The organism is Campylobacter showae, from assembly GCF_004803815.1.
Lineage (GTDB): Bacteria > Campylobacterota > Campylobacteria > Campylobacterales > Campylobacteraceae > Campylobacter_A > Campylobacter_A showae.
Genome location: NZ_CP012544.1, coordinates 1,034,482 through 1,056,685, shown reverse-complemented (window position 1 = coordinate 1,056,685; position 22,204 = coordinate 1,034,482). Strand labels below are relative to the sequence as shown.

23 protein-coding genes and 1 tRNA gene are annotated in these 22,204 nt (G+C 46.8%); 13 read left to right on the top strand and 11 right to left on the bottom strand.

The genetic code is table 11. The features are described 5' to 3' along the window. Positions 1-148: 148 nt before the first annotated feature. The 4 genes from CSHOW_RS05145 to CSHOW_RS05130 are packed head-to-tail and all read right to left on the bottom strand — an operon-like array spanning position 149 to position 2,719. Positions 149-637 (bottom strand): SixA phosphatase family protein, encoded by a 489-nt coding sequence (locus CSHOW_RS05145; protein WP_002947725.1) that lies wholly within the window; start codon positions 635-637, stop codon positions 149-151. Beyond that, positions 638-1,477, bottom strand: a complete 840-nt coding sequence (locus CSHOW_RS05140; protein WP_002947726.1) for a ferritin-like domain-containing protein — start codon at positions 1,475-1,477, stop codon at positions 638-640. Then, positions 1,474-2,007 (bottom strand): rhomboid family intramembrane serine protease, encoded by a 534-nt coding sequence (locus tag CSHOW_RS05135; protein ID WP_002947727.1) that lies wholly within the window; start codon positions 2,005-2,007, stop codon positions 1,474-1,476. The genes CSHOW_RS05140 and CSHOW_RS05135 overlap by 4 nt, the downstream gene beginning before the upstream one ends. 52 nt (positions 2,008-2,059) lie before the next feature. Beyond that, complete coding sequence (locus CSHOW_RS05130) at positions 2,060-2,719, bottom strand: NlpC/P60 family protein (RefSeq protein WP_002947728.1); 660 nt, start codon at positions 2,717-2,719, stop codon at positions 2,060-2,062. Positions 2,720-2,989: 270 nt separating this feature from the next. Between CSHOW_RS05130 and murA the strand changes: the two genes are divergently transcribed. From murA to CSHOW_RS05080, 10 genes are all read left to right on the top strand, one after another. Then, positions 2,990-4,255, top strand: a complete 1,266-nt coding sequence (gene murA, locus CSHOW_RS05125) for a UDP-N-acetylglucosamine 1-carboxyvinyltransferase (RefSeq protein ID WP_039895163.1) — start codon at positions 2,990-2,992, stop codon at positions 4,253-4,255. 1 nt (position 4,256) lies between these two features. Next, positions 4,257-5,414, top strand: a complete 1,158-nt coding sequence (locus CSHOW_RS05120; RefSeq protein ID WP_002947731.1) for a molybdopterin molybdotransferase MoeA — start codon at positions 4,257-4,259, stop codon at positions 5,412-5,414. 43 nt (positions 5,415-5,457) lie between these two features. Then, positions 5,458-5,532 (top strand) — tRNA-Gly (locus tag CSHOW_RS05115). 59 nt (positions 5,533-5,591) lie between these two features. Next, entirely contained in the window at positions 5,592-6,398 is an 807-nt protein-coding gene (gene flgA, locus CSHOW_RS05110; protein ID WP_002947733.1) for a flagellar basal body P-ring formation chaperone FlgA, read from the top strand. After that, complete coding sequence (locus tag CSHOW_RS05105; RefSeq protein WP_002947734.1) at positions 6,395-7,390, top strand: UbiX family flavin prenyltransferase; 996 nt, start codon at positions 6,395-6,397, stop codon at positions 7,388-7,390. The genes flgA and CSHOW_RS05105 overlap by 4 nt, the downstream gene beginning before the upstream one ends. 82 nt (positions 7,391-7,472) lie before the next feature. Continuing rightward, on the top strand, positions 7,473-7,940 hold the full coding sequence (coaD, locus tag CSHOW_RS05100) for a pantetheine-phosphate adenylyltransferase (RefSeq protein WP_002947735.1): 468 nt from the start codon (positions 7,473-7,475) through the stop codon (positions 7,938-7,940). Between the two features lie 2 nt (positions 7,941-7,942). After that, complete coding sequence (gene tmk, locus CSHOW_RS05095; protein ID WP_002947742.1) at positions 7,943-8,521, top strand: dTMP kinase; 579 nt, start codon at positions 7,943-7,945, stop codon at positions 8,519-8,521. After that, the gene (hisS, locus tag CSHOW_RS05090) at positions 8,514-9,761 is read left to right on the top strand and encodes a histidine--tRNA ligase (RefSeq protein ID WP_002947743.1); all 1,248 of its coding nucleotides are present in this window, start codon (positions 8,514-8,516) and stop codon (positions 9,759-9,761) included. Before tmk ends, hisS begins: the two co-directional genes overlap by 8 nt. Beyond that, positions 9,754-11,589, top strand: coding sequence for a biosynthetic arginine decarboxylase (speA, locus tag CSHOW_RS05085; RefSeq protein WP_002947744.1), 1,836 nt, complete (start codon positions 9,754-9,756; stop codon positions 11,587-11,589). The genes hisS and speA overlap by 8 nt, the downstream gene beginning before the upstream one ends. A gap of 20 nt (positions 11,590-11,609) precedes the next feature. Beyond that, the gene (locus CSHOW_RS05080) at positions 11,610-12,779 is read left to right on the top strand and encodes a pyridoxal phosphate-dependent aminotransferase (RefSeq protein ID WP_002947745.1); all 1,170 of its coding nucleotides are present in this window, start codon (positions 11,610-11,612) and stop codon (positions 12,777-12,779) included. A gap of 93 nt (positions 12,780-12,872) precedes the next feature. On the opposite strand, the gene CSHOW_RS05075 is transcribed toward CSHOW_RS05080, so the two are convergent. From CSHOW_RS05075 to flgH, 7 genes are all read right to left on the bottom strand, one after another. Further along, positions 12,873-13,166: a hypothetical protein gene (locus CSHOW_RS05075; RefSeq protein WP_002947747.1), complete on the bottom strand. Its 294-nt coding sequence runs from the start codon at positions 13,164-13,166 to the stop codon at positions 12,873-12,875. Positions 13,167-13,272: 106 nt separating this feature from the next. After that, positions 13,273-13,560, bottom strand: coding sequence for a hypothetical protein (locus tag CSHOW_RS05070; RefSeq protein ID WP_002947748.1), 288 nt, complete (start codon positions 13,558-13,560; stop codon positions 13,273-13,275). Between the two features lie 14 nt (positions 13,561-13,574). Then, positions 13,575-13,895, bottom strand: a complete 321-nt coding sequence (locus CSHOW_RS05065; RefSeq protein ID WP_002947749.1) for a DUF2695 domain-containing protein — start codon at positions 13,893-13,895, stop codon at positions 13,575-13,577. 47 nt (positions 13,896-13,942) lie between these two features. After that, complete coding sequence (lpxD, locus tag CSHOW_RS05060) at positions 13,943-14,899, bottom strand: UDP-3-O-(3-hydroxymyristoyl)glucosamine N-acyltransferase (protein ID WP_002947750.1); 957 nt, start codon at positions 14,897-14,899, stop codon at positions 13,943-13,945. Next, complete coding sequence (gene ilvN / locus CSHOW_RS05055) at positions 14,899-15,360, bottom strand: acetolactate synthase small subunit (RefSeq protein WP_163026421.1); 462 nt, start codon at positions 15,358-15,360, stop codon at positions 14,899-14,901. The genes lpxD and ilvN overlap by 1 nt, the downstream gene beginning before the upstream one ends. Positions 15,361-15,368: 8 nt before the next feature. Next, positions 15,369-17,069 (bottom strand): acetolactate synthase large subunit, encoded by a 1,701-nt coding sequence (locus CSHOW_RS05050; protein ID WP_002947752.1) that lies wholly within the window; start codon positions 17,067-17,069, stop codon positions 15,369-15,371. Positions 17,070-17,663: 594 nt separating this feature from the next. Continuing rightward, positions 17,664-18,365 (bottom strand): flagellar basal body L-ring protein FlgH, encoded by a 702-nt coding sequence (gene flgH, locus CSHOW_RS05045; protein WP_002947754.1) that lies wholly within the window; start codon positions 18,363-18,365, stop codon positions 17,664-17,666. 62 nt (positions 18,366-18,427) lie between these two features. Between flgH and pta the strand changes: the two genes are divergently transcribed. The 3 genes from pta (at position 18,428) to CSHOW_RS05030 (ending at position 22,190) form a co-directional block, all read left to right on the top strand. After that, positions 18,428-19,813, top strand: coding sequence for a phosphate acetyltransferase (pta, locus tag CSHOW_RS05040; protein WP_002947755.1), 1,386 nt, complete (start codon positions 18,428-18,430; stop codon positions 19,811-19,813). Continuing rightward, positions 19,813-21,012 (top strand): acetate kinase, encoded by a 1,200-nt coding sequence (locus CSHOW_RS05035; protein ID WP_002947756.1) that lies wholly within the window; start codon positions 19,813-19,815, stop codon positions 21,010-21,012. Before pta ends, CSHOW_RS05035 begins: the two co-directional genes overlap by 1 nt. A gap of 239 nt (positions 21,013-21,251) precedes the next feature. After that, positions 21,252-22,190 carry a DUF3137 domain-containing protein gene (locus CSHOW_RS05030; protein ID WP_002947764.1) on the top strand — a complete coding sequence of 313 codons (939 nt, stop codon included), beginning with the start codon at positions 21,252-21,254 and terminating at the stop codon, positions 22,188-22,190. Positions 22,191-22,204 lie beyond the last annotated feature (14 nt).

Sequence of the window (22,204 nt, the reverse complement as noted above, 5' to 3'; positions counted from 1 at the left end):
CCATCAAATTTCATGCTAAATTTAACTGATAATTTTTATGCTTATTTTACTAAATATTTTGCACTCTATTGTGTGTTTTTTTTGAGGCAAATTTTATGAAGTAAATTGGATTAACAAAATGAAGGAGAAAATAGAGCTTTTAATGGCCCTATTTTTTATGTTTTTTTGGGTAGTCAAAAAAAAGAGCCTTTGCGCCGTGTTCTTTGATCTCTTTGAAGCTGCCGTCAAATTCGACGCAAAAGATACCGCATGTAGGTATATTTCCGATCGCAGCGTCGCTTAAAAGCTCGCAAATTTCAGTTATAGCGTCGTTGTGAGCTATGACAAATACGCTTTGAAATTTGTCGTCAAACTCTCTTATAAAGGCTAAAAGCTCGTGCGTCTGCGCTCCGTATAGCTCGTCTTTAAATTTGATTTTCTTCTTAAATTTGACTGCTTCGGCTAGCTTTTGGGCCGTTTTGGCGCAGCGTTTGGCGGGACTGGCAAATATCGTATCCGCCCTAACCTCGTGCTTTTTTATCCGATCGCACATCAGCGCCAGATCCTTTTTGCCTCGCTCGCTTATATCACGCTCAAAGTCGCTACCCTCACCCTCATCTACGGCTTTTGCGTGCCTGATAAAGTAGATTTTTTTCATTTATACCACCTTTCTAGCCTTTGATAGATTTTTTATGTGCTCGATCTCTGCCTCGCTAAAGCCTGATTTTAGTCGCGCACTCACGTTTAGCTCGCGGGACTGCAAAAAGGCTTTAGGGTAGATTTTTTGTACGATTTGTGCGTAGATTTCGGGGCTTACGCCTTCTTTTTTGCAGGCAAATTTAAACCAACGATCGCCCTTTGAGACGTGCGAGATCTCCTCGTCTAAGATAACTTGCAAAATTTTGCAAAGCCGCGTCTTGCTCTCGTCTTTTTCACGCTCGGTTTCCAGCTTTTTTAGCATAAAAGCATTTGCGTCAAGGCCGTTTGCCTCCATGTATCTAGGTAGTACGGCCATACGTTCAAGTAGCGACGCGGAGGTGTTTTGCAAGGCGATAAAAAGCCCGTCGTGCACGGCAAAATCGCCGTATTTCACGCCAAATTTAGCCATGTGCTCCTCGATCATCTTAAAGTGCCTGATCTCATCCTCTGCGACCTCGAGCCAGTCGTCATAGTAGGCTTTTGGCAGCGCGCGGAAGCGATACGCCGCATCTAGCGCTATATCTACGGCGCTGTATTCGATGTGCGCGATCGAGTGCAGGAAGGCTTTTTGTTTGTCCGCTTGCTTTTTGCCGCCGATTTCTCTCATCGCTACGACCTCGCAAAATGCCGCATAGCTTGGACGTTCGAGCTGTTTTATCTCGTCAAATTTACCGCCCTCTTCTATTTGCGCGTCAAATTTACCGGCCTTGTATTCGGCGTAAAATCGTTTAAATTTGTCAAATTTAAGCTCCTTGTCGCCGCACTCTAAAATTTCCCAAATTTGATCGAAGAATCTCATTTTATCACCTTAAATTTTACCCCGAAATATCCTAAAGCAAAGCCGATAATATGCGCGTACCAGGCGACGTTTACGCCCATGGCTACGGGGGCGAAGCTCATTAGCAAGATAGCGATTATTAGCCCTTTTCTGCTACTTGCGTCCAAAAACGACAAAACTCCCAGCAGCAGACTGATCGCGCCGCTAGCTCCTACTAAATTTATAAAAGTTCCGTTAGTTTTAAACATAATATAAATATAAACAAAACTAAGCAGCGAGGTCAAAACGCCTCCGACGCAGTAGATGACGGCGAATTTTTCGCTGCCGTAGTACCGCTCAAGAAGCGATCCAAACTGATACAAAACCGCCATATTCATCAGCAGGTGGGCTAAATTTGCATGCATAAACATCGAAGTCACCGGCTGCCAGACGAAAAGCCCGTCTATAAAAAACATATTTAACCCAAGCGTCGCGTTACTACCGCAAATGCCGCAGTAAACGGCAAAATATACTAGACAATTTAACGCGATGAGCGATATCGTGGCTTTCAAAAACGGCTCCTTTTTAAAGGCTTTATCATATAAAATTTAGACATAAATTTAGCTAAAAATTAACCTTGCCAAAGCCGGCGAATCTGTTTGACGTTAGGCAGTTAGCGTCGCCGCCCTTGCACGCCACGATGTAGGAATTCACCTCTTTGCCGCCTATTTTATGGCTATTTTTTTGAAATAGATTTATAAATCCGCTTTTGTTTTTGCCTCTGGTATTATGCATAAATCTTATAGTTCCGTCATCTTCTATGCGGTCTATGATACCTAGATGCGTTATGGTTTGTTTATTTTTGCCTTTGGTTTGGCTCGTGGTGTTGTTAAAAAATACCAAATCTCCGAGCTTCGGGCTTGTTTGCGAGATCAAATTTCGCTTTTTGTAAAAATTATAAATAGCTTGCGATTTTGATCCTTGTTCGCCGTAAAATTTGAGTAAATTCGTCTCGGAAAAGTAAACGTTATTTATGTTTTTATTTACAAGCGAGACGAAACCAGAGCAGTCTCCGCCGTCTTTTTTGCCCAAAAAATCTTGCATAAAATTTGAAAGCGCTTTGCCGCCCAGATCGTTAAATACGTCTTGCTGCGAGTTTAAAAATCTCGCGTTTAAAATCTGTCCGCTTTGATCGATCGGATAAATTTTGGGCGCATCGTTCGCGCATCCGCTAAAAATCAAAGCAGCAATTGGCGCAAGCGGTAAAAAAATCGTAAATTTCATTTAAATCATCCTATTTTATATTTAAATTTCAAGGCGAAGTATCTTGTGATAAATTTAAATGTTTCGACGAAATTTTTGACCGAAGATAGAACATAATAGTTCATCGAGGGAGAAAATTTCTAGATCATTTAAATTTACCCAAGAGACAAGCCGTAGAGACGAACTGCCTAAAAGCAGGATTATATAAATAAATCGGTAAATATCGGCATAAATTTAAATTTATAAGCTAAATTTCACTATACTTTGGATTTTATTTAAGGATTTAAAATGATGCATTATTTAGAAATCGAAGGAAACGCGAAACTAGGCGGCGAAGTCGCCATAAGCGGTGCGAAAAATGCCGCCCTGCCCCTAATAGCCGCGGCTCTAATCATAAAAAACGACGTGACGCTAAAAAATATACCAAACGTCGCAGATATAAAAACATTGGCTACTCTGCTGGTAAATTTGGGTGCAAAGTGCGAATTTACGGACGATCACACGTTAAAAATCAACTCAAATTACGTCAGCTCCACAAAGGCCAACTACGACATCGTGCGTAAAATGCGCGCCTCCATCCTGGTTCTTGGTCCGCTGCTAGCGAGGTTTGGCCACTGCGAGGTGAGCCTGCCGGGTGGCTGCGCGATCGGACAAAGACCGATCGATCTACATCTAAGCGCGCTAGAAAAAATGGGCGCAAACATCGAGATAAAGCAAGGCTATGTCGTAGCCACGGCGCCTGATGGGCTAAAGGGCGCGCAGATCGTGTTTGACAAGATCACGGTAACGGGGAGCGAAAACATCATCATGGCTGCCGCGCTCGCTCACGGCACGACGCATCTAATCAACGTCGCTAAAGAGCCTGAGGTGGTACAGCTTTGCGAGGTTTTGGCCGCTGGAGGCGTGAAGATCGAGGGTATCGGCACGGACGAGCTCGTGATCGAAGGTACGGATAGACGCCTACTGGATGTCGGCGAGATAACGGTCATCCCCGATAGGATCGAGGCGGGCACGTATCTTTGCACCGGGGCGATCACGAACTCGCAGGTTACTATCACAAACGCTAATGCCGCGCATTTGCGAGCCGTGCTTACTAAATTTAACCAAATGGGCTTTGAAACCGTCGTGGACGGCGATAAAATAACCATAATGCCGGCTAAAAACGTTAATCCCGTCGAGATCGTAACGACGGAGTTTCCGGGCTTTCCGACCGATATGCAGGCGCAGTTTATGGCGCTCTCGCTCGTAGCAAACGGCGTCAGCACGATCGACGAGAGGCTTTTTGAGAACCGATTTATGCACGTTAGCGAGCTCACGCGTATGGGCGCGGACATCCGCCTAAACGGCCACATCGCGACGATCTACGGCGGAGGCGAGATAAACGCTGCAGACATGATGGCTACCGATCTGCGCGCAAGCTCTGCCCTAGTGCTAGCGGCCCTTGCCGCAAACGGAACTAGCCGCGTGCACAGAATTTATCACCTAGATAGAGGCTACGAGGGGCTAGAGCGCAAGCTGGCGGCTCTGGGCGCAAAAATACGCAGGCTGGAGGAGTAAAATGACGCTAGAGCTTGCTCAAAATTTGATCCTAGAAAAAGCTAAATTTGACGGCTGCGGCGAGTTTGCGAGCCTTGAGCGCGCGACGGGCAAAATTTTAGCACAGGGCGTCGTTGCCGTTAAAAATTTGCCTTCCTTCGATAATGCCGCGATGGACGGCTACGCGCTTAATTTTGATGATTTTAACGAGCCGTTAAGCGTCGCGGCAACCGTCTTGGCAGGCGATGAGGCTGAAATCACGCTAAAAAAAGGCGAATGCGTAAAGATAATGACGGGCGCAAAAATGCCGACGAATGCCGACACCGTCGTGCCTTTTGAAGACGCTATTTTGCAGGACAGCAAGCTCTCGCCGCAAAGCAAAGTCAAAAAATTTAACGCCCTAAGATATAAGGGCGAAGAGGTCAAAGCTGGTGAAATTTTGCTAAAAAAAGGCGAAATTTTAATGCCCGCAAGAGTAATGATGCTAGCTGCTCAGGGCATTTATTGCGTCTGTGTAGAGCGCGAGCTAAAGATCGGTATATTTTCAAGCGGCGATGAAGTGGTTGAGCCGTGGCAAAACGCTAGCGAGGAGCAAATATATAACGCAAACGGCGCAGGCATCGCGTCTTTGCTTCAAAGCTTCGGCTTTGCTAGCTCGTACGCAGGCATTATTAAGGACGATCTAGAAAGTACGACGCATGCGCTAGAGACGGCTAAATTTGACGTCATCATAACAAGCGGCGGAGCGAGCAAGGGCGAGGCTGATTTTATGAAAACGGCGCTTTTAAATTTAGGCTTTAGCGAGCTTTTCGACGGCGTAAATATCCGCCCCGGACGACCGAGCAAAGCTTTTATAAAAGATAAAAAAATTGTCTTTATCCTGCCCGGAAATCCGATGGCTGCGTTTTTGATGTGCTTTTTGCTGGTCGTTCCTTTTTTAAAAGGCACACAGCTTGAAAAATTTGACGCCGCCCTAAATCAAGACGTAAAAATAAAATCGGGACGCCAAAATATCGTGCTCGGTAGCTTTTTGGGGGGCAAATTTAGCGTGACGGATAATAATAAATTCGGTTCTGGCATGATAACTCCGCTTATCAAAAGTAACGCCGTTTTGGTAACAAGCGAAAGCCTCGGCGAGCTAAAAGCGGGCGAAATCGTAAAAATTTTGAAATTTTCTTGACAAATGAAAACGTTTTTGCTAAAATTGCAACTTCTCAAACGGTGCGGGAATAGCTCAGGGGTAGAGCACAACCTTGCCAAGGTTGGGGTCGCGAGTTCGAATCTCGTTTCCCGCTCCATTTTTTTCTTACTATTTTTTCCCATTTTTTTATTTTCTTCAGATTTAGCGCTTTGGCCGATGTATTGCGTTTCAAACGGCAAAATCACGCTTGCGGACTTGGGCTTTACGGACAAAAGCGACGAGATTTTAAATTTAGGCGAGAACAAAGCCGCAAAAATAAATTCGCGAGATTTGGCTGAAATTTTAAAAAAACACGGACTAGAGCTTGAGGATAAAAGCGGCGGAGAGACGATATTTGTCAAAAACTGCGACGCATTGGCTCTCGTGCAGCGCGCCTTTTTGCAAGAGGTTGCAAACGAGTTTAAGGAGTTACAATTCGTCAAATTTCCGCTCATCGAACCTCAAAATGAACTTCCTAAAAACTTCCACGAATACAAATTTGACAAAATTTACGTAAATAAAATCAATCCAAAAGGTAGCTTTAGAGCTAGTTTTATCACGCCAAACGGCTCGCAGCCAAGCGTATTTTTTAGATACGAAGTTAGCGCAAAAATGCCTGTTTTGCGGGCTACTAAGCCACTAACGACGCGCCAGATGCTAGGTATAGACGACTTTGCAAAAGACTGGGTCGAGCTTGACGAGTTTAGCCCCGACATGATGAGCGAAGCGCCAAACGCGAGGCTAGCGACGAAGCAAAACATAAAAAGCGGCGAAGTATTGCGGCTACGGCAATTTACCCCGCTACCGCTCATAAAAAAAGGCGAGCGCGTTAACGCCGTGCTTAGCGACGGTGCGCTCAGTATCATAGTCGAAGTCACCGCGCTAGAAAACGGCAATCTAGGCGAGACGATCAAGGTCAAAAATAACGATAAAAAGGTCTTTAGCGCTCAAATCGTCTCAAAAAAACAGGTGATGATAAGATGAAAATTTTTCTAGGCATTAGCGGCGCAAGCGGCGTAAATTTGGGGCTAAAGCTTGCCTGCGAGATAGCAAAAAGAAGCGAACTCCATCTGTGCGTGAGCAAAAACGCGATGAACGTACTGGAAAAAGAGCTAAATTTTACAGATATTTTTTATAAAAACGGCGTAGCGGCTAAATTTGAAAAAAATCACGGCGACAAAAACGCTGCGGACGTAAATTTTAAAATTTCGGCGCAAAATTTGACGTCTTGCGACAAAAACGACTCGCAGTCGCGCCGCGACGAAGACGAAAAAAGCGTAAATTTTAGCTCCGCACAAGGCGAGCTGGACTTTGGAGGTGGAGACGAAAGATCGAAAAATCAAAGCGATAAAATTTCTGATAAAGCGCAAGATTTAGGCGGTAATGTTTTAAATTTTGACGCTTTGGAAAACTACGCCCTTAGCGACGCAAACGTGCAAATTTGCAAATTTGACGGCGGCGAGAAAAACGAGCGACAAGATGCTCAAATTTCAGGTAAATTTGGAGGCAGTAAATTTCAAAACAAAAGCGAATTTGATAAAAACTGTACTCAAAAAGACGAAATTTATCAAATTTGGCAAGATTTGCAAAATCGCACCGCCATCCACGATGACTCCGATCTCGCCGCAGCTCCGAGCTCGGGTTCGTTTGGCATAGACGCTACTATCGTCGCGCCCTGCTCTATTAGCACCCTAGCTAAAATCCACGCCGGCTTTGCCGACACACTGATAACTCGCGCCGCCGCAGTCGCGCTAAAAGAGCGAAAAAGGCTGGTTTTGGGCGTTAGAGAGATGCCGTTTTCTACGCTGGCGCTCGAGCACGCGGCGAAGCTCTCCGCTCTTGGCGCCGTTATCGCGCCGCCGGTTTTTGGATATTATTCCGGTCAAAATAGCCTTGAGGATATGGAAAATTTTATCATCGGCAAGTGGCTAGACCTGCTCGGGTTAGAGCATCAAATTTACAAAAGATGGGGCTAAAAACAGCTGTGCCAGTCGCAAGATAAAGTCCTGTTTTAGGCATAAAATAGTAAAATCATCCTTTAAAATTTAAAGGCGGAAAATGAAAGCTTGTATCTATCCTGGCACCTTTGATCCCGTCACAAACGGCCATCTGGACGTCATAAAGCGTGCGGCTAAAATTTTCGATAAAGTTATCGTTGCAGTTGCGGCTAGCGAGAGCAAGCAGCCATATTTTAGTTTGGCTAGACGCGTAGAAATGGTTAAAATCTCAACGACGGACCTAAAAAACGTCGAGGTCGTGGGCTTTGATAACTTGCTCGTTGATTTCGCCAAAAGCTGCGGCGTAAACATCGTGATCCGCGGACTTCGCGCGGTCAGCGACTTTGAGTACGAGCTACAAATCGGCTACGCAAACGCCGTGCTTTGGGATGAGCTTGAGACTGTTTATCTGATGCCGAGTCTGCAAAACGCCTTTATCTCGAGCTCGATCGTGCGCTCCGTTCTTAGCCATAACGGCGACGTCAGCAAGCTGGTTCCGAGCGAAATTTTAGAAACTTTGAAAGGCTAAATTTGTATATTTTATTCGAAGGTATCGACGGCGCGGGCAAAAGTACGCAGATAGCGCGGCTGGCGGCGGCTTACACGCAAGCGATCGTGACTAAAGAACCGGGCGGCACGAAGCTTGGCGAAAATTTGCGCGAGATTTTACTAAAGGAAAACGATCTGGATAAAAGGGCCGAAATTTTGCTATTTTTGGCCGATAGAGCCGAGCATTTCGGTAAAATAATAAAACCGAACTTAGATAAAATGATTTTGAGCGACAGAGGTTTTGTCTCCGGTATGGCTTACGCGCTGGCGGGTGGAAATTTTAGCTTTGAAGAGCTTTTAAATTTAAACAAATTCGCCCTGCAAGGAAATTTTCCGCAAAAAATAGTATTTTTTAAAGCGGACGAAAGCACGTTAAGATCGCGCCTAGGCTTGCGCGCGCAGATGGACGGCATAGAGGCTAGAGGTTTTGAGTATCTACTAAGAGTGCAGGACGCGATGGAGGAAATTTTACAAAAACTGGGCGTCTGCTACGTCACAATAGGCGCCGCCTGGGACGAAGAAAAAATAACGAATTTGATAAAGGAGTTTATAAATGATTAGCGCATTAAGGGGGATGAAGGATGTTTTGCCGCCCCAGTCGGGACTTTACGAGAGGATAATCAAAATCTGCGAAGAGGTCGCGAAAAACTACGGATACGAGTTCGTGCTGGCTCCGCACCTAGAGCAAACGGCGCTTTTTCGTCGCAGCGTCGGGGAGAGTAGCGACATCGTGGGCAAGGAGATGTATCAGTTTGAGGACAAAGGCGGCAACGACGTTTGCCTGCGTCCGGAGGGGACTGCCGGCGTCGTGCGTGCCTTTATCGAGGCTAAATTTGACCGCGCCGGCGGCGTGAGACGGTACTTTTATCACGGTTCGATGTTTCGCTATGAGCGTCCGCAAAAAGGGCGTTTGCGTGAGTTTCATCAGTTTGGCTGCGAGTGCTTTGGCGAGCCTAGCGTTTATGAGGATGCGAGCGTTATTTTGATGATAAACGAGATTTTTTCGCGGCTAGGTATCAAAACTAAGCTACTTATAAATTCGCTCGGAGACGCTGCCAGTATGGGCACATACCGCGAAAAGCTAGTTAAATTTTTAGACGAGCACGAGGGTCAAATTTGCGAGGACTGTAAGCGCAGAAAGCTCACAAATCCTATCCGCGTACTAGACTGCAAGGTCGAAAGCTGTCAAAAAATCTACGAAAACGCACCGCTGATAATCGGTAGCCTAAACGACGAATGCGCGGGCGAGTTTAAAAAGCTGCAAGAAATTTTAAGCGGCAACGGCGTGGAGTTTGAGATAGATCCAAAACTCGTGCGCGGGCTTGATTATTACTGTAAAACGGCGTTTGAGTTCGTTTCAAACGAGATCGGCGCACAAAGCGCGGTCGCGGGTGGCGGACGCTACGACAGGCTGGTTGAGTACCTAGGCGGCAAGGCTAGCTACGGCGTGGGCTTTGCGATGGGTATCGAGCGCATAATGGAAATCCTAGGCGGCCGCGAGAGCGAGAGTAAAAGAAACGGAGTGTATATCGGCGCGATGGACGCCGATGGCGTGGACGCGGTCTATAAAATAGCGATAAATTTAAGAAAAAACCTTCCAGTTCTCGTTAGCTATGAGCCTAAAAAGCTACAAAAACACCTAAATGCCGCGGATAATGCAAACGCTAGGGTTTGCCTTTGCGTCGGTGAGGACGAACTAAAATCGGGCAAAATTTGGCTAAAAGATCTGAGCGAAAAAGCCGAAAAAACGATTGATTTGGCAGATCTGGAGAGTGAGCTTAAAAGGATTTTAAATGTATGATTACGGTTTAAATTTATGGGGAAACAATAACTTCATCGTCGAAAACGGTAAAATTTGCGTCAATACCGGCTCAAAACCCGCCATCATCGACATCGTAAAAAGCATCAGGAGCGAAGGCTACCGAGGCCCGCTATTGCTGCGTTTCCCTCACCTCATACACAAGCAGATTTCGCAAATTTACAAAAGCTTTGAGAGCGCGAAAAACGAATTCGGCTACAAAGGCAGCTTTAACGCCGTCTATCCGCTAAAAGTAAATCAATATCCCGGCTTTGTAAAAAACCTAGTCCGTCACGGCCAAAAATACGGCTACGGGCTGGAGGCGGGCTCAAAGGCCGAGCTGCTGCTGGTGATGGCGTATAATAATGAAGGCGCGCCGATCACCGTAAACGGCTTTAAGGATAAAGAGATGATAAACATCGGCTTTATCGCGGCTGAAATGGGGCACAACATCACGCTAACGATCGAGGGACTAAACGAGCTTGAGGCTATCATCGCCATCGCAAAAGAGCGTTTCACGCCAAAGCCAAACATCGGCCTGCGCATCAGGCTGCACAGCAGCGGATCTGGTATCTGGGCTAAAAGCGGCGGCATAAACTCCAAATTCGGGCTAACTGCTACCGAGCTAATCGAAGCGGTAAATTTGCTAAAAGAGGCAAATTTGCTCGATCGATTTAATATGATCCACTTTCACATCGGTTCGCAAATCACAGAAATCCACCCGCTAAAAAAGGCCCTAATCGAAGCAGGAAATATCTACGCCGAGCTGCGAAAAATGGGCGCAAAAAACCTAAAAGCCATAAATTTAGGCGGCGGCCTAGCCATAGAGTACTCGCAGTTTAAGGAAAACTCAAGCCGAAACTACACACTTAGCGAATACGCCAACGACGTGGTCTATCTGCTAAAGACGATGGCGACGCAGCGAAACGAGGTGGAGCCCGATATCTTTATCGAGAGCGGCCGCTTCGTCTCGGCTTCGCACGCGGTACTAGTCGCGCCGGTTTTGGAGCTCTTTAGCCAGGACTACACCGAGGAAAAGCTCGTGCTGAAAAAGAAAAATCCTCAGCTAATCACCGAGCTAAACGACCTGCTAAGCACGATAAAACCGTCAAATGCGATAGAATATCTGCACGATAGCATCGATCATATGGAGAGCATTTTGACGCTATTTGATCTGGGATACGTCGATCTGCAAGACCGCTCGAACGCTGAAATTTTAACCCACCTAATCATCAAAAAAGCGGCTAAAATCCTAGGCACCAAACAGCACAACGCCGAGCTTTTAAAGCTGCAAGAAGAGGCGCAGGAGCGCTACCTAGTAAACTTCTCGCTATTTCAGTCGTTGCCTGATTTTTGGGGGTTAAAGCAAAATTTCCCTATCATGCCGCTTGACCGCCTAGACGTGCGCCCTACCCGCTCGGCGTCGCTGTGGGACATCACCTGCGATAGCGACGGCGAGATAGGCTTTGACGACGAGGAAAATCCTCTGTTTTTGCACGACGTAGACGTGGAAAAGGAAGAGTACTTTTTGGGATTTTTCCTAGTCGGAGCGTATCAGGAGGTGCTAGGCATGAAACACAACCTCTTTACTCACCCGACCGAAGCTACTATCGAGATAGACGCAGAAGGATTTAAAGTGTCGCACCTGCTAGAAAGCCAGTCTATCCTTGATATCATGGAGGATCTGGACTACGACATCTACGAGATCCAGGACATCCTAAACGAGCGCATCGAAAAGTCAAAACTCGTAACCGACTCGCAGCGCAAGCAAATTTTAGGCGAAATGTATCTGTTTTTAAACGATAACGGCTATCTAAAAACCATATCTTAAATTTATAAAAAGGAGTAAAAATGCTATCAAAAAGAGTTCAGGTGCTAGGCGAAAGCCTAACTATCGAGATCAGCACCAAGGCAAAAGAGATGAAAGCCCGCGGCGAGGACGTGATCAGTTTTGGCGCGGGCGAACCGGACTTTGACACGCCCGAGATCATCAAAAACGAGGTAAAAGCCGCTCTGGATAAAGGCTGCGGCAAATACACCGCCGTCGCCGGCACGCCCGAAGTAAGAGAAGCGGTTGCCGCAAAGCTAAAGCGCGACAACGGCCTAAACTACGCGCCTAATCAAATCATCACCAACGTCGGCGCCAAGCACTCGCTTTTTAACGTATTTCAGGCGCTAATCGACGAGGGCGACGAGGTTATCGTGCCAAGCCCCTACTGGGTGAGCTACCCCGAGATGGTCAAATTTAGCGGCGGCAACCCCGTCTTTATCGAAACTAGCGAAAAGACCGGCTTTAAAATCACTCCCGAGCAGCTAAAGGCGGCGATCACTCCTAGAACTAAAATTTTAGTATTAAACAGCCCTTGCAATCCGACGGGCGCGATATATAGCCGCAAAGAGCTCGAAGCGCTGGGCAAAGTGCTAAAAGGCACGAAAATCATCGTAGCTAGCGACGAAATGTACGAAAAGCTAAACTACGAGGGCGAATTCGTCGCGACCGCGGCGGTGAGCGAGGATATGTTTAACCGCACGATCACGATAAACGGCCTAAGCAAATGCGGCGCGATGCCGGGTTGGAGATTTGGCTACATGGCTAGCCCGTTTAAAGAGCTAAACGCCGCGGTAAACAAGCTGCAAAGCCAAAGCACGAGCAACATAAACTCCCTAACGCAAGCCGGCGCCATCCCTGCGCTGCTCGGCAAAGCCGACGAGGACATCGCGTATATGAAGGGCGAGTTTAAAAAGCGCCGCGACCTAGGCGTCGAGATGATAAATGCTATACCGGGACTTAGCGTGCTTAAGCCCGACGGCGCGTTTTATCTTTTTATAAACTGCTCCGAGGTCGAGCCTGATAGTATGAAATTTTGCAAAGAGCTGCTAGAAAAGGCGAAGGTTGCCGTGGTGCCGGGCGTGGGATTTGGTATGGACGGATACTTTAGGCTATCTTTTGCAACCGATTTAGAAAGTATCAAAAAAGGTATCGAGAGGATCGGCGAATTTGTAAAAAGCTATAAAAGATAATTAAAATTTGACTCAAATTTGACGCGGCTTAAATTTGCGGCGTCAAATTTATGCTGTGCTGATGGATTAAAATCGGCTTTTTTACAAACAAATTCACAGTAGACTTTTTGCAAATAGATACATATCCAAAATTTTTGCTTTTGTATATTTCAACTTTGAATCTTTTTCGCTACCGAATTCCTTTGTGCGAATACTAACTGTATCAAAATCGACCTTGTTTGCATTGTAGAATTTGTTTAAAAATTCTAAGGACTCCTTGTATTTTTTGTTAAAACTCTTGGTTGTGTTAAGGGTATTAATATTAAACTTATCTCCATTGTATATATTTTTTATACTCTGAGATACATATCTGTCGTATGCAGGCACTATTCCTAGCGTGCCTAGCATTATTTTACTAACTAGCACAAGGTGATTATTATCGGCTTTAGGTGGCATAATGCAATCTTTTATACCATTATAAATATCAACAATTCTATCTAAATTATTTCCGTAGTTATCTATGTTCTATATCCCAGTCTTTTTCGTATAGGTTATTTATAAATTCAATAACTTTTTTATAGTGCGCAAGATTAGTCTGAAGCAAAAATGAACTACCGCGGAGCATACCCCAGCTGGCTAGGTAGTATCCCAACTGTAAACAATCTTTTTCTAAATCTATGCCAGAATTTTGCTTTTTATAAAAATAGTTATAGCAAAAATCAAATGAATAATATCGGTGATACGAGCTAGTTTTATTTTTTTCAAATTTATATATTTGAATTTCTATATCGTTTTGTTTCATGTCTGCAACTTTTCTTATGTTGATTTTTCCTCTAAATACTCAAATTTCTGCTCAACGTTCATCATTACTTCGCAGTCGCAGTATCCGCCCTGCTCTTCAAGCCACGCAAGCACGCTCAAAACGTCTTTTACTTCCAAATTTGAGAGGATTTGCTCGGTGAGTTTTAGGCTGTGATCGCAGCCGTGCGCGTGAAGCTGGGCGTCCAAAAGATCAAAAAGCCGTATAAATTTATCTTCGGGCATAGGCAAATTTTGTCTAAACCCGGCTAGTTCTTTTTCTTTTATAGCTTTTAAAATTTCTTTTCTTTTGCTTTTTTCCATGGATTTTTCATTCAAATTTATGCCATCAAATTTGACGGCTATTACGTAAAAGCCGTCAAATTTTAGTTTTTCTTAAAAAATCTCGCGATCTTAGCTTGCAGTTTGAAAAAGTCGGCTAGCTCCATTATCGGATATGCGCCCGCGTATTTTTTACCGCCCGCGATATCCTTTGACACGCCGCCGCGCGCCGCTATCTGGGCAAAGTCGCCGACTTTTAAATGCCCCGCAGAGCCGCTTTGTCCGCCCATCACGACGTTGCGGCCTAGCTTTGTGGAGCCTGCGAGCCCTACCTGAGAGACCAGTATCGAGCCGTAGCCTATCTCGCAGTTGTGGCCGATTTGCACGAGGTTATCGATCTTGGCGTATGCTTTTACGACCGTGCTTTCAAACACGCCGCGGTCTATCGTCGTGCATGCGCCGATCTCAACGAAATCCTCTAAAACGACGTTGCCGTTGTGGTAAATTTTCACGTGCTCGCCCGTTTTCGTGTGCGCGTAGCCAAAGCCGTCGCTACCGATGACGGCGTTTGCGTTGATGCGGCAACCGTTGCCGATAACGGTGTCGTTATAGATGACGACGTTTGGGTGGATGACGCAGTTTGCGCCGATTTTTACGTTATCGCCGACGTAAGCGCCCGCCATCACGAGCGTATTATCGCCGATCACGGCGCCTGAGCCCACATAGACGTTTGGCATTATCTTTGCGCTTGGCGAAATTTGCGCCGGCTGCGGCTTGGAGGCTAGAAGCTCTTTGGCAAAATACTCGCTCAAAATGGCAAAGGCAAGATGCGGGTTTTCCACCACTACCGCCCTACTTTGCGCACCGACGAGCTCTTTTAAATTTGACGCGACTAAAATCGCGCCCGCCTTTGAACCTTCGATAAATTTAGCATTTTTCTCGCTATCGCAGTAGCCTAGCTCGCTAGCACCTGCGTTTGAGAGTGAATTTAGAGCCGTGATCTCTAGCTCCTCGCCGCTAAATTCCAGTCCTAAAATTTTATAAATTTCGCTTAGTTTCATCATAGATCCATTAGCACCGAGCCGCCGCGTACGACGTCTGTGGGGTTAAATTTTTTGATAGCTTTGAGGAAATTTTCTATCCTGCTCGCGTCGTCGCTAACCATGACGACGATGTAGTTTTCGTTGGTGTTTGCTACGATGCCGTTGTAGGCCTTTAATATCGCGTCTAGTCCGCCGAAATTTTCGCTTAGCGGGATTTTAACGAGCGCCATTTCTTTTTCGACGAATTCGCCGCTTTCGATGACTTTGTAGGTCGGTATTAGCTTGTGTAGCTGCTTTACGATCTGCTCTAGCACGCGCTCGTCGCCGCTAGTAACGATACTGATACGCGAAAGCTCGGTGCCTGGGATCGGCGCTACCGTGAGCGTGTCGATGTTGTATCCGCGCCCTGCAAAAAGCCCGGAAATGCGCGATAAAACGCCGTGCTCGTTTAGCACGATGACTGAAATCACTCTTCTTATGCTCATTTTTATTCCTTGCTTTTTAAGATCATGTTGTATATCGCCGCGCCCGCAGGAACCATCGGCAGTACGTCCTCAAATCTATCCACGCGCACGTCTAGTACCGCTGTTTTACCGCAGGCCATCGCCTCTTTTAGCGCGGAGCGAAACTCGTCCTTCGTGCGGCACACGAAGCCCGCTCCGCCAAAGCCCTCTGCGATCTTCACAAAATCAGGTTGCAGGCTAAGGTCGGTCGAGGAGTAGCGCTCGCCGTAGAAAAAGGTCTGCCACTGGCGCACCATGCCTAGGAAATTGTTATTTAAGATGATGTTGATGACGGGCTTATCTATCTCGGTGGCGGTCATCAGCTCTTGGATATTCATGAGGATCGAGCCGTCGCCGGTGAAATTTACGACGGTGCTTTCCGGCATCGCGTTTTTAGCTCCGAGGGCTGCGGGCAAACCAAAGCCCATAGTTCCCTGGCCTCCGCTAGTTATCAGCTGGCGCGGCCTATCAAACGGATAAAACTGCGCGACCCACATCTGGTGCTGGCCGACGTCGGTGGCGATCACCGCGTCTTTGCCCGATTCTTTTAAAATTTTAGCCGTTTCACGCACGACCCATTGCGGTTTTATGATCTCGTCGCTGTCTTTGTAATCCAGCGGATTTAGCGCGTCGTAGCGAGCCAATATCTCGCGCCACGCGGTCAAATTTTGCTCGTTTACGCTTACTTTTTCCACCATCTCTTCTAGGACGCAGTTTAGATCGCCTACGATTGGAAAGTGCGCGTTTACGATCTTTGAGATCGAGCTAGGATCGATATCGACGTGGATGATTTTGGCGTTTTTGGCAAATTCGCTGAGCTTGCCAGTCACGCGGTCGTCAAACCGCACGCCAAGCGCGATGATGAGATCGGTTTCGCTCATCGCCATATTTGCCGCGTAGCTGCCGTGCATGCCGACCATCGAGAGTAGATTTTTATCCTCGTGCGCTAGGACGCCAAGGCCCATCAGTGTTTCGACTGCGGGGATGCCCGTCTTTGCGCTAAATTTACGCACGAGCTCGCTAGCGTTTGCCGCCACGACGCCGCCTCCTAGATAAAGTAGCGGGCGTTTGGCCTCGGCGATGACTTCGAGTGCCTTTTTGATCTGTTTTGCGTTGCCTTTGTAGGTCGGTTTATATGTAGGCATCTTTATCTCGGTCGGGTAATCAAAATCCCCAACGGCTGCGGTTATGTCCTTTGGGATATCGACGTGAACGGGGCCGGGACGTCCAGAGCGAGCGATATAAAAGGCCTCTTTTAGGATGCGCGGCAGCTCCTCGATACTGCGCACGAGGTAGTTGTGCTTCACGCACGGGCGAGAGATACCTACGGCATCAATCTCCTGAAAGGCGTCCGTGCCGATAAGCGAGGTTGGAACCTGGCCGCTGATTAATATAAGCGGAATGCTATCTGAGTATGCGGTAGCTAGGCCCGTGACCGCGTTTGTAAAGCCGGGGCCACTGGTGACAAACGCTACCCCAACCTTGCCGCTAGCACGTGCGTAGCCGTCTGCTGCGTGCACGGCAGCTTGCTCGTGACGCGTCAAAACGTGCTTGAAATAACTCTGCTTATACGTCTCGTCGTAGATGTTTAGCGCTGCGCCGCCCGGGTAACCGAAGACCGTCTCTACGCCCTCCTCGCGCAAGGCTTCCATCACCATGCGCGAACCAGAAATGCCTTTTATCATCTGTATCGCCTTTTGATAAATTTGACCCCGATTATACAGCTTTAAGGTTTAAAAACGCGTAAAATCGGGCTTAGAATTTGGGCCGTGCTTTGAAAAGGCTTAAATTTGAGTAAATTTGCCAGCGAAATTTAGAAGGATTCAAATTTGGATATGTTTTTAAATTTGACACACCGAGACCTGCACCTTTAAGATGCTAAATTTGGTTTTCAAATTTAATGATACACGTTCTTTAGTTTTCTAAAATTTAAGCTTTTTCTTTTTCTTGGGTGGCGGAAGGGGTTTCTACTTACGAAGCGTCGCCACTTCCGCCCCCAAACCCCCACCATCCCCACTGCACGTGATATGTTGCTGCACTGCGTACAGGTTAAATTTGACGCTATCGCGTCGTGTGTTTAAATTTATATTTTCAGGGTGCGGGTCTCGGCGGGTAAAATTTGTAAATTTGAGCGTAAAACGATAAGGTGCAGCATTTTTGTTCTAGACGAGGCGCTTTTAAATTTGGCGACGGGAGTTACCTTGTCGGTAATGACCGAGTCAAATTTAAAAGCAACGACGTATAGGACAAAAAGACAAGCCGCCAAAAAGCAAAAGAGACTAAAAAGGCCAGATCGCCTCCATAAGCTTCGTCCCCCACGGCTTCCTCGTCGCCCTATCCACGTCGCCTTCGGTTTTATATAAGATCTTAGCGTCGGCGATGTAGCGCGAGTCGATCTCGTTGGCGTTTGAGATGTCGTACGGACGGATCACGCCGCTAAGCTGCATGATCTGTTTTTCGCCGTTTATGAGCAGCTCGCGCGAACCCTCGATAAAGTAGTTGCCGTTTTCTAACACCTTGATGATGCGCGCTGAAATCGTAGTCGTAAAGGCCTCTGCGCGCACGCTAGATCCAGCTCCCGTAAATTCGTTTTTATTGCCCGCGCTAAAGCCGATGTCGCCGGCCTTGTTTAGCTGAGTAGCTAGCGTCGATAGCGGTGCTGAGCCTGCGGTAAATATCCCTCCGCCAAGGCTTATCGTGCTGTTTTTACTCGTATCGTGCTTGCCGCTGGAGCTTTGGTTGGCGCGCTCGCTGATGACGACGGTTACTATATCATTTACGTTCATCGCCTTGCGGTCGGCAAAAAGCGGGTTATCGCCGCGACCAAAAAGGCTGCCCGCGTTTGGCTGGTTGTTGACCTGTTTAGCGGGAAGCTGCTCGACGTAAACGGGCGGCTTCATATCTATGCGAGGGTCGGCGCTAGGTAAACACCCGCTCAAAAACGCTGCTGCAAGGGCGCAAAAGTAAATATTTTTTCTCACGTTTTACCTTAAAGTGAAAATTTTACGATAAAATAAGCAAATCAAGTTCCAAAAGGAAAATTATGGCTAATTCCATCCTTGCGCTTGGCGCGAATTTTCAAGAAATTTACGAAATTATATCAACAAAATTTAAAAATGTAGCCGTTTTTGACCCCGTCAATGATTTTTACGGGCTCGAAAATGCCAAAAAAGCCTTTGAAAATGGCAGCGAGCGCGAGTTTTTTAAAAGCGCGATAAATGAATTTGACCGCCTGGCTGGGAGCGCTGATTTCGTACTCGTTAAGCCTGCAAAAAGCATCGCAAATATCGGCGAAATAGAGCTAAATTTACAAATCGCTAGAAATTTAAACATTCCCATTTTTTGCCGTGAAAATTTGAGCTTTTTTACACGAAACTCAAAGCTGATCGTAAGCGGAAATTTAGATGAAATTTTAAACGCAAAGCAAGATATCATCACGCCTTTACGCTTTGAAAATTCGCTATTTAAACTCGCCGCAAAAGATAAAAAAACCGTCGTTTTGCCAGAAAGCGAAGACGAGCGGATACTAAGAGCGAGCGAAATTTTACTAAAAAGCGGTGCGGTAAATTTAATCCTTTTGAGCGACGAAAACGAGATCAAATTTGAAGCGGAAAAACTGGGCATAAATTTAAACGGTGCGCGATTTATAAATTTAGAAAAAAACGAGTATGCAGATCGCCTAACCGCCGCGCTTTTTGAAGCTCGAAAAAGCAAGGGCGTAAGCCTAGAGCAAGCCCGCGAGCTCGTGCGAGATAGGACGTATTTTGCCACGATGCTGGTGCAAGAAGGGCTGGCAGATGCCATGGTGAGCGGTGCAAACACGACTACGGCGCACACTATCCGACCCGCACTTCAGATCATCAAAACGCGCCCGGATAGCCCGCTAGTTTCAAGCTCGTTTATAATGTGCTTTGACGAGGAGATCCTGATCTACGCCGACTGCGCTATAAATCCAAACCCGGATGCCCGGCAACTAGCGCAAATCGCGCTAGCATCGGCCAATACGGCACGCGCTTTTGGACTAGAACCGCTAGTAGCGATGCTAAGCTACTCTAGCGGAGATAGCGGCAGCGGCGCTGATATCGATCTGGTTAGGAGTGCCGGCGAGATAGCGCGAGGGCTGGATCCTGCCCTAAAAATCGAAGCACCCGTGCAGTACGACGCAGCCATAGATATAGCCGTAGCGCGCAAAAAGCTACCAAACAGCGACGTAGCAGGTCGCGCGAACGTTTTTGTATTTCCAAATTTAAACGCGGGCAACATCGGCTATAAAATCGCGCAAAGAAGCGCAAACTGCGTCGCCGTCGGACCGATCTTGCAAGGTCTAAAAAAACCGGTAAACGACCTAAGCCGCGGATGCGGCGTGGGAGACGTCGTAAATACGGTCCTAATCAGCGCGATACAAGCCGCAAATGAAGGAGAAAAATAGTGAAAATTTTGGTTTTAAACTCGGGCAGCTCGTCGGTTAAATTTCAGCTTTTTGATATGGGCGATAACCGCGTCATCGCTAGCGGCCTAGTCGAAAAGATCGGCGAAGCAAGCTCCTATGCCAAGCTAAAAGACGTCGGCGCTGATAAAATTTACGAGGAGCGCGCGCCGCTAAAAGATCACCATGAGGGGCTTGAGGCGATGAGGCGGCTGTTTGTTAGCTCAAATATCCTGCATGATTTTAGCGAGCTAGACGGTATCGGGCACCGCATCGTGCACGGCGGCGAGAGCTTTAGCGACTCGGCTCTAGTTACCCCCGACGTTATCGCCAAAATCGAGCAAAACTCCGTGCTGGCACCCCTTCACAACCCGGGCCACCTAGCCGGTATAAAAAATGCGATGCATGAGAGTGGCAAAAAGGTACCTCACGTCGTCGTTTTTGATACCGTATTTCATCAAACTATCCCCGAGTACGCCTACCGCTACGCCCTACCATTTGATCTTTGCAAAAGGCTACACATCCGCAGATACGGCTTTCACGGTACTTCGCACCACTACGTGACCAAAAAAGCCGCCGAATATCTAGGCGTGCCGTACGAGAAATTTAACGCCGTCTCGCTGCATCTAGGCAACGGAGCCTCCGCCTGTGCTGTGCAAGGGGGCAAAAGCGTCGATACCTCGATGGGCTTAAGCCCGCTAGAAGGCCTGATAATGGGCACTAGAAGCGGCGATATGGACCCCGCGGTGCTTACATATCTTTTAAATTTAGGCGAGCTCACGGCTGAGGGCATAGACGCGTTTTTAAACAAAAAAAGTGGGCTACTAGGCATCTGCGGCTCAAACGATATGCGCGAAGTGGTCGCCAAAATGCACGAAGGCGACGAGCGCGCGCATCTAGCCTTTGAGATGTTTTGCTACCGTATCAAAAAGTATATCGGCGCGTATTACGCGGTTTTGGGTCGCGTGGATGCAGTCGTTTTTACTGGCGGTATCGGCGAAAACGCTCCGTATAGCCGCGAGAAAATCTGCAACGACCTAACGCACATGGGCATCAAGATCGATCACGAGCTAAATTTTGCCGCAAGCGGCGGTATACGAGATCTCAGCGTCCCTGACGCGGCGGTAAAAACTCTCGTCGTGCCTACTAACGAGGAGCTAGAAATCGCGCTAGAAACAAAACGGGTGATAGAAAATCTCTAAATTTGAGCTTTTGTCTGTGTGGCCTGCAAATTTGACGAGTCGCTTCTGGGGCTCTGTCAAATTTGATCTCAAATTTACGCTCAAAAAATGGCGGCAAATTTCAAAATTTGCGCCGAGTCAAATTTGACTCCAAAAACCTCAAATTTAAAAAATCCTCACTCAAATTTACTCGCCTGATTCACTTTATTTTAAGCCGTGCTCGGTCAAAATTTACGTAAAATTTAATCAAAAGCGAGCAAATGACCTTTTCGCAAGCATTTATATTAACCAAAAACAAACAAAAAGAGTGCCGAGCTGCAGTGGCGGGATCGCCCGGTTTTATCGCCTTTTGCATCGGCGTTTTTGCACTATTTTTCGCGGCGCTTAAGGTTTTTGATCTGGCCAGCGGGGCGGCTTTGGTTTTGCTTGTGCTGTTTTTTGGCTTGCTATTTTGGGTGCCCGCAAAGCTAAAAAACATAGGCAAAGCACAGGACGAGTACAACGAATTTTATAAAGAAGTTTTCGTCCGCGCGCTCATCGGTGAGATCGACGAGAGCTTTGCGTATAGCGCCTACAGCGGTATCTCACAGAGCGAATTTGACGAGGCGGGGATTTATAGGCCCAGCACGTTTTACAGCGAAGATAGCGTGCGCGGCGTCTATAAAGGCGTCAAATTTAGCCTGTGCGAGGTGATCAGTCATGAGCGCGAATATCCGCGGATAAATAACAAATACGTCGCCGCGTTCGTCCTGCTAAAGTATGCGTTTGACAAGTATTCGGACTTTAAAGGCAGCGTGCTAGTTTGCGAGTTTAATAAGAAATTTCGCGACAAAACAGTCGCCGTTAGCAAGGATTTTAATACTAAATTTTTAGGTGACAAAGAGCTGCTCGACGATGTCAAATTTAATAAAAATTTTAGAGTTTTTACGACGGATAAGGTGGAGGCGAGATACCTTCTAACGCCTGCGTTTATGGGCAAGCTAAATATACTAAAAGCTTACAAAAACACGCTAAAATCGACCAGCGTAGCCTTTATGGATAACAAATTTTACCTTTTTTGCTTTAGCAGGAGAAATTTTTTCGAGGGGCGACTATTTGAGAGGCCTGATATCAACGAAGCTCGCCGCGAGCAAAGATACGTGAGGCAGATGCTTAGCGTCATCGACGAGCTAAATTTGAGCTTATATATTTATCGGTAAATTTAAATTTGCCT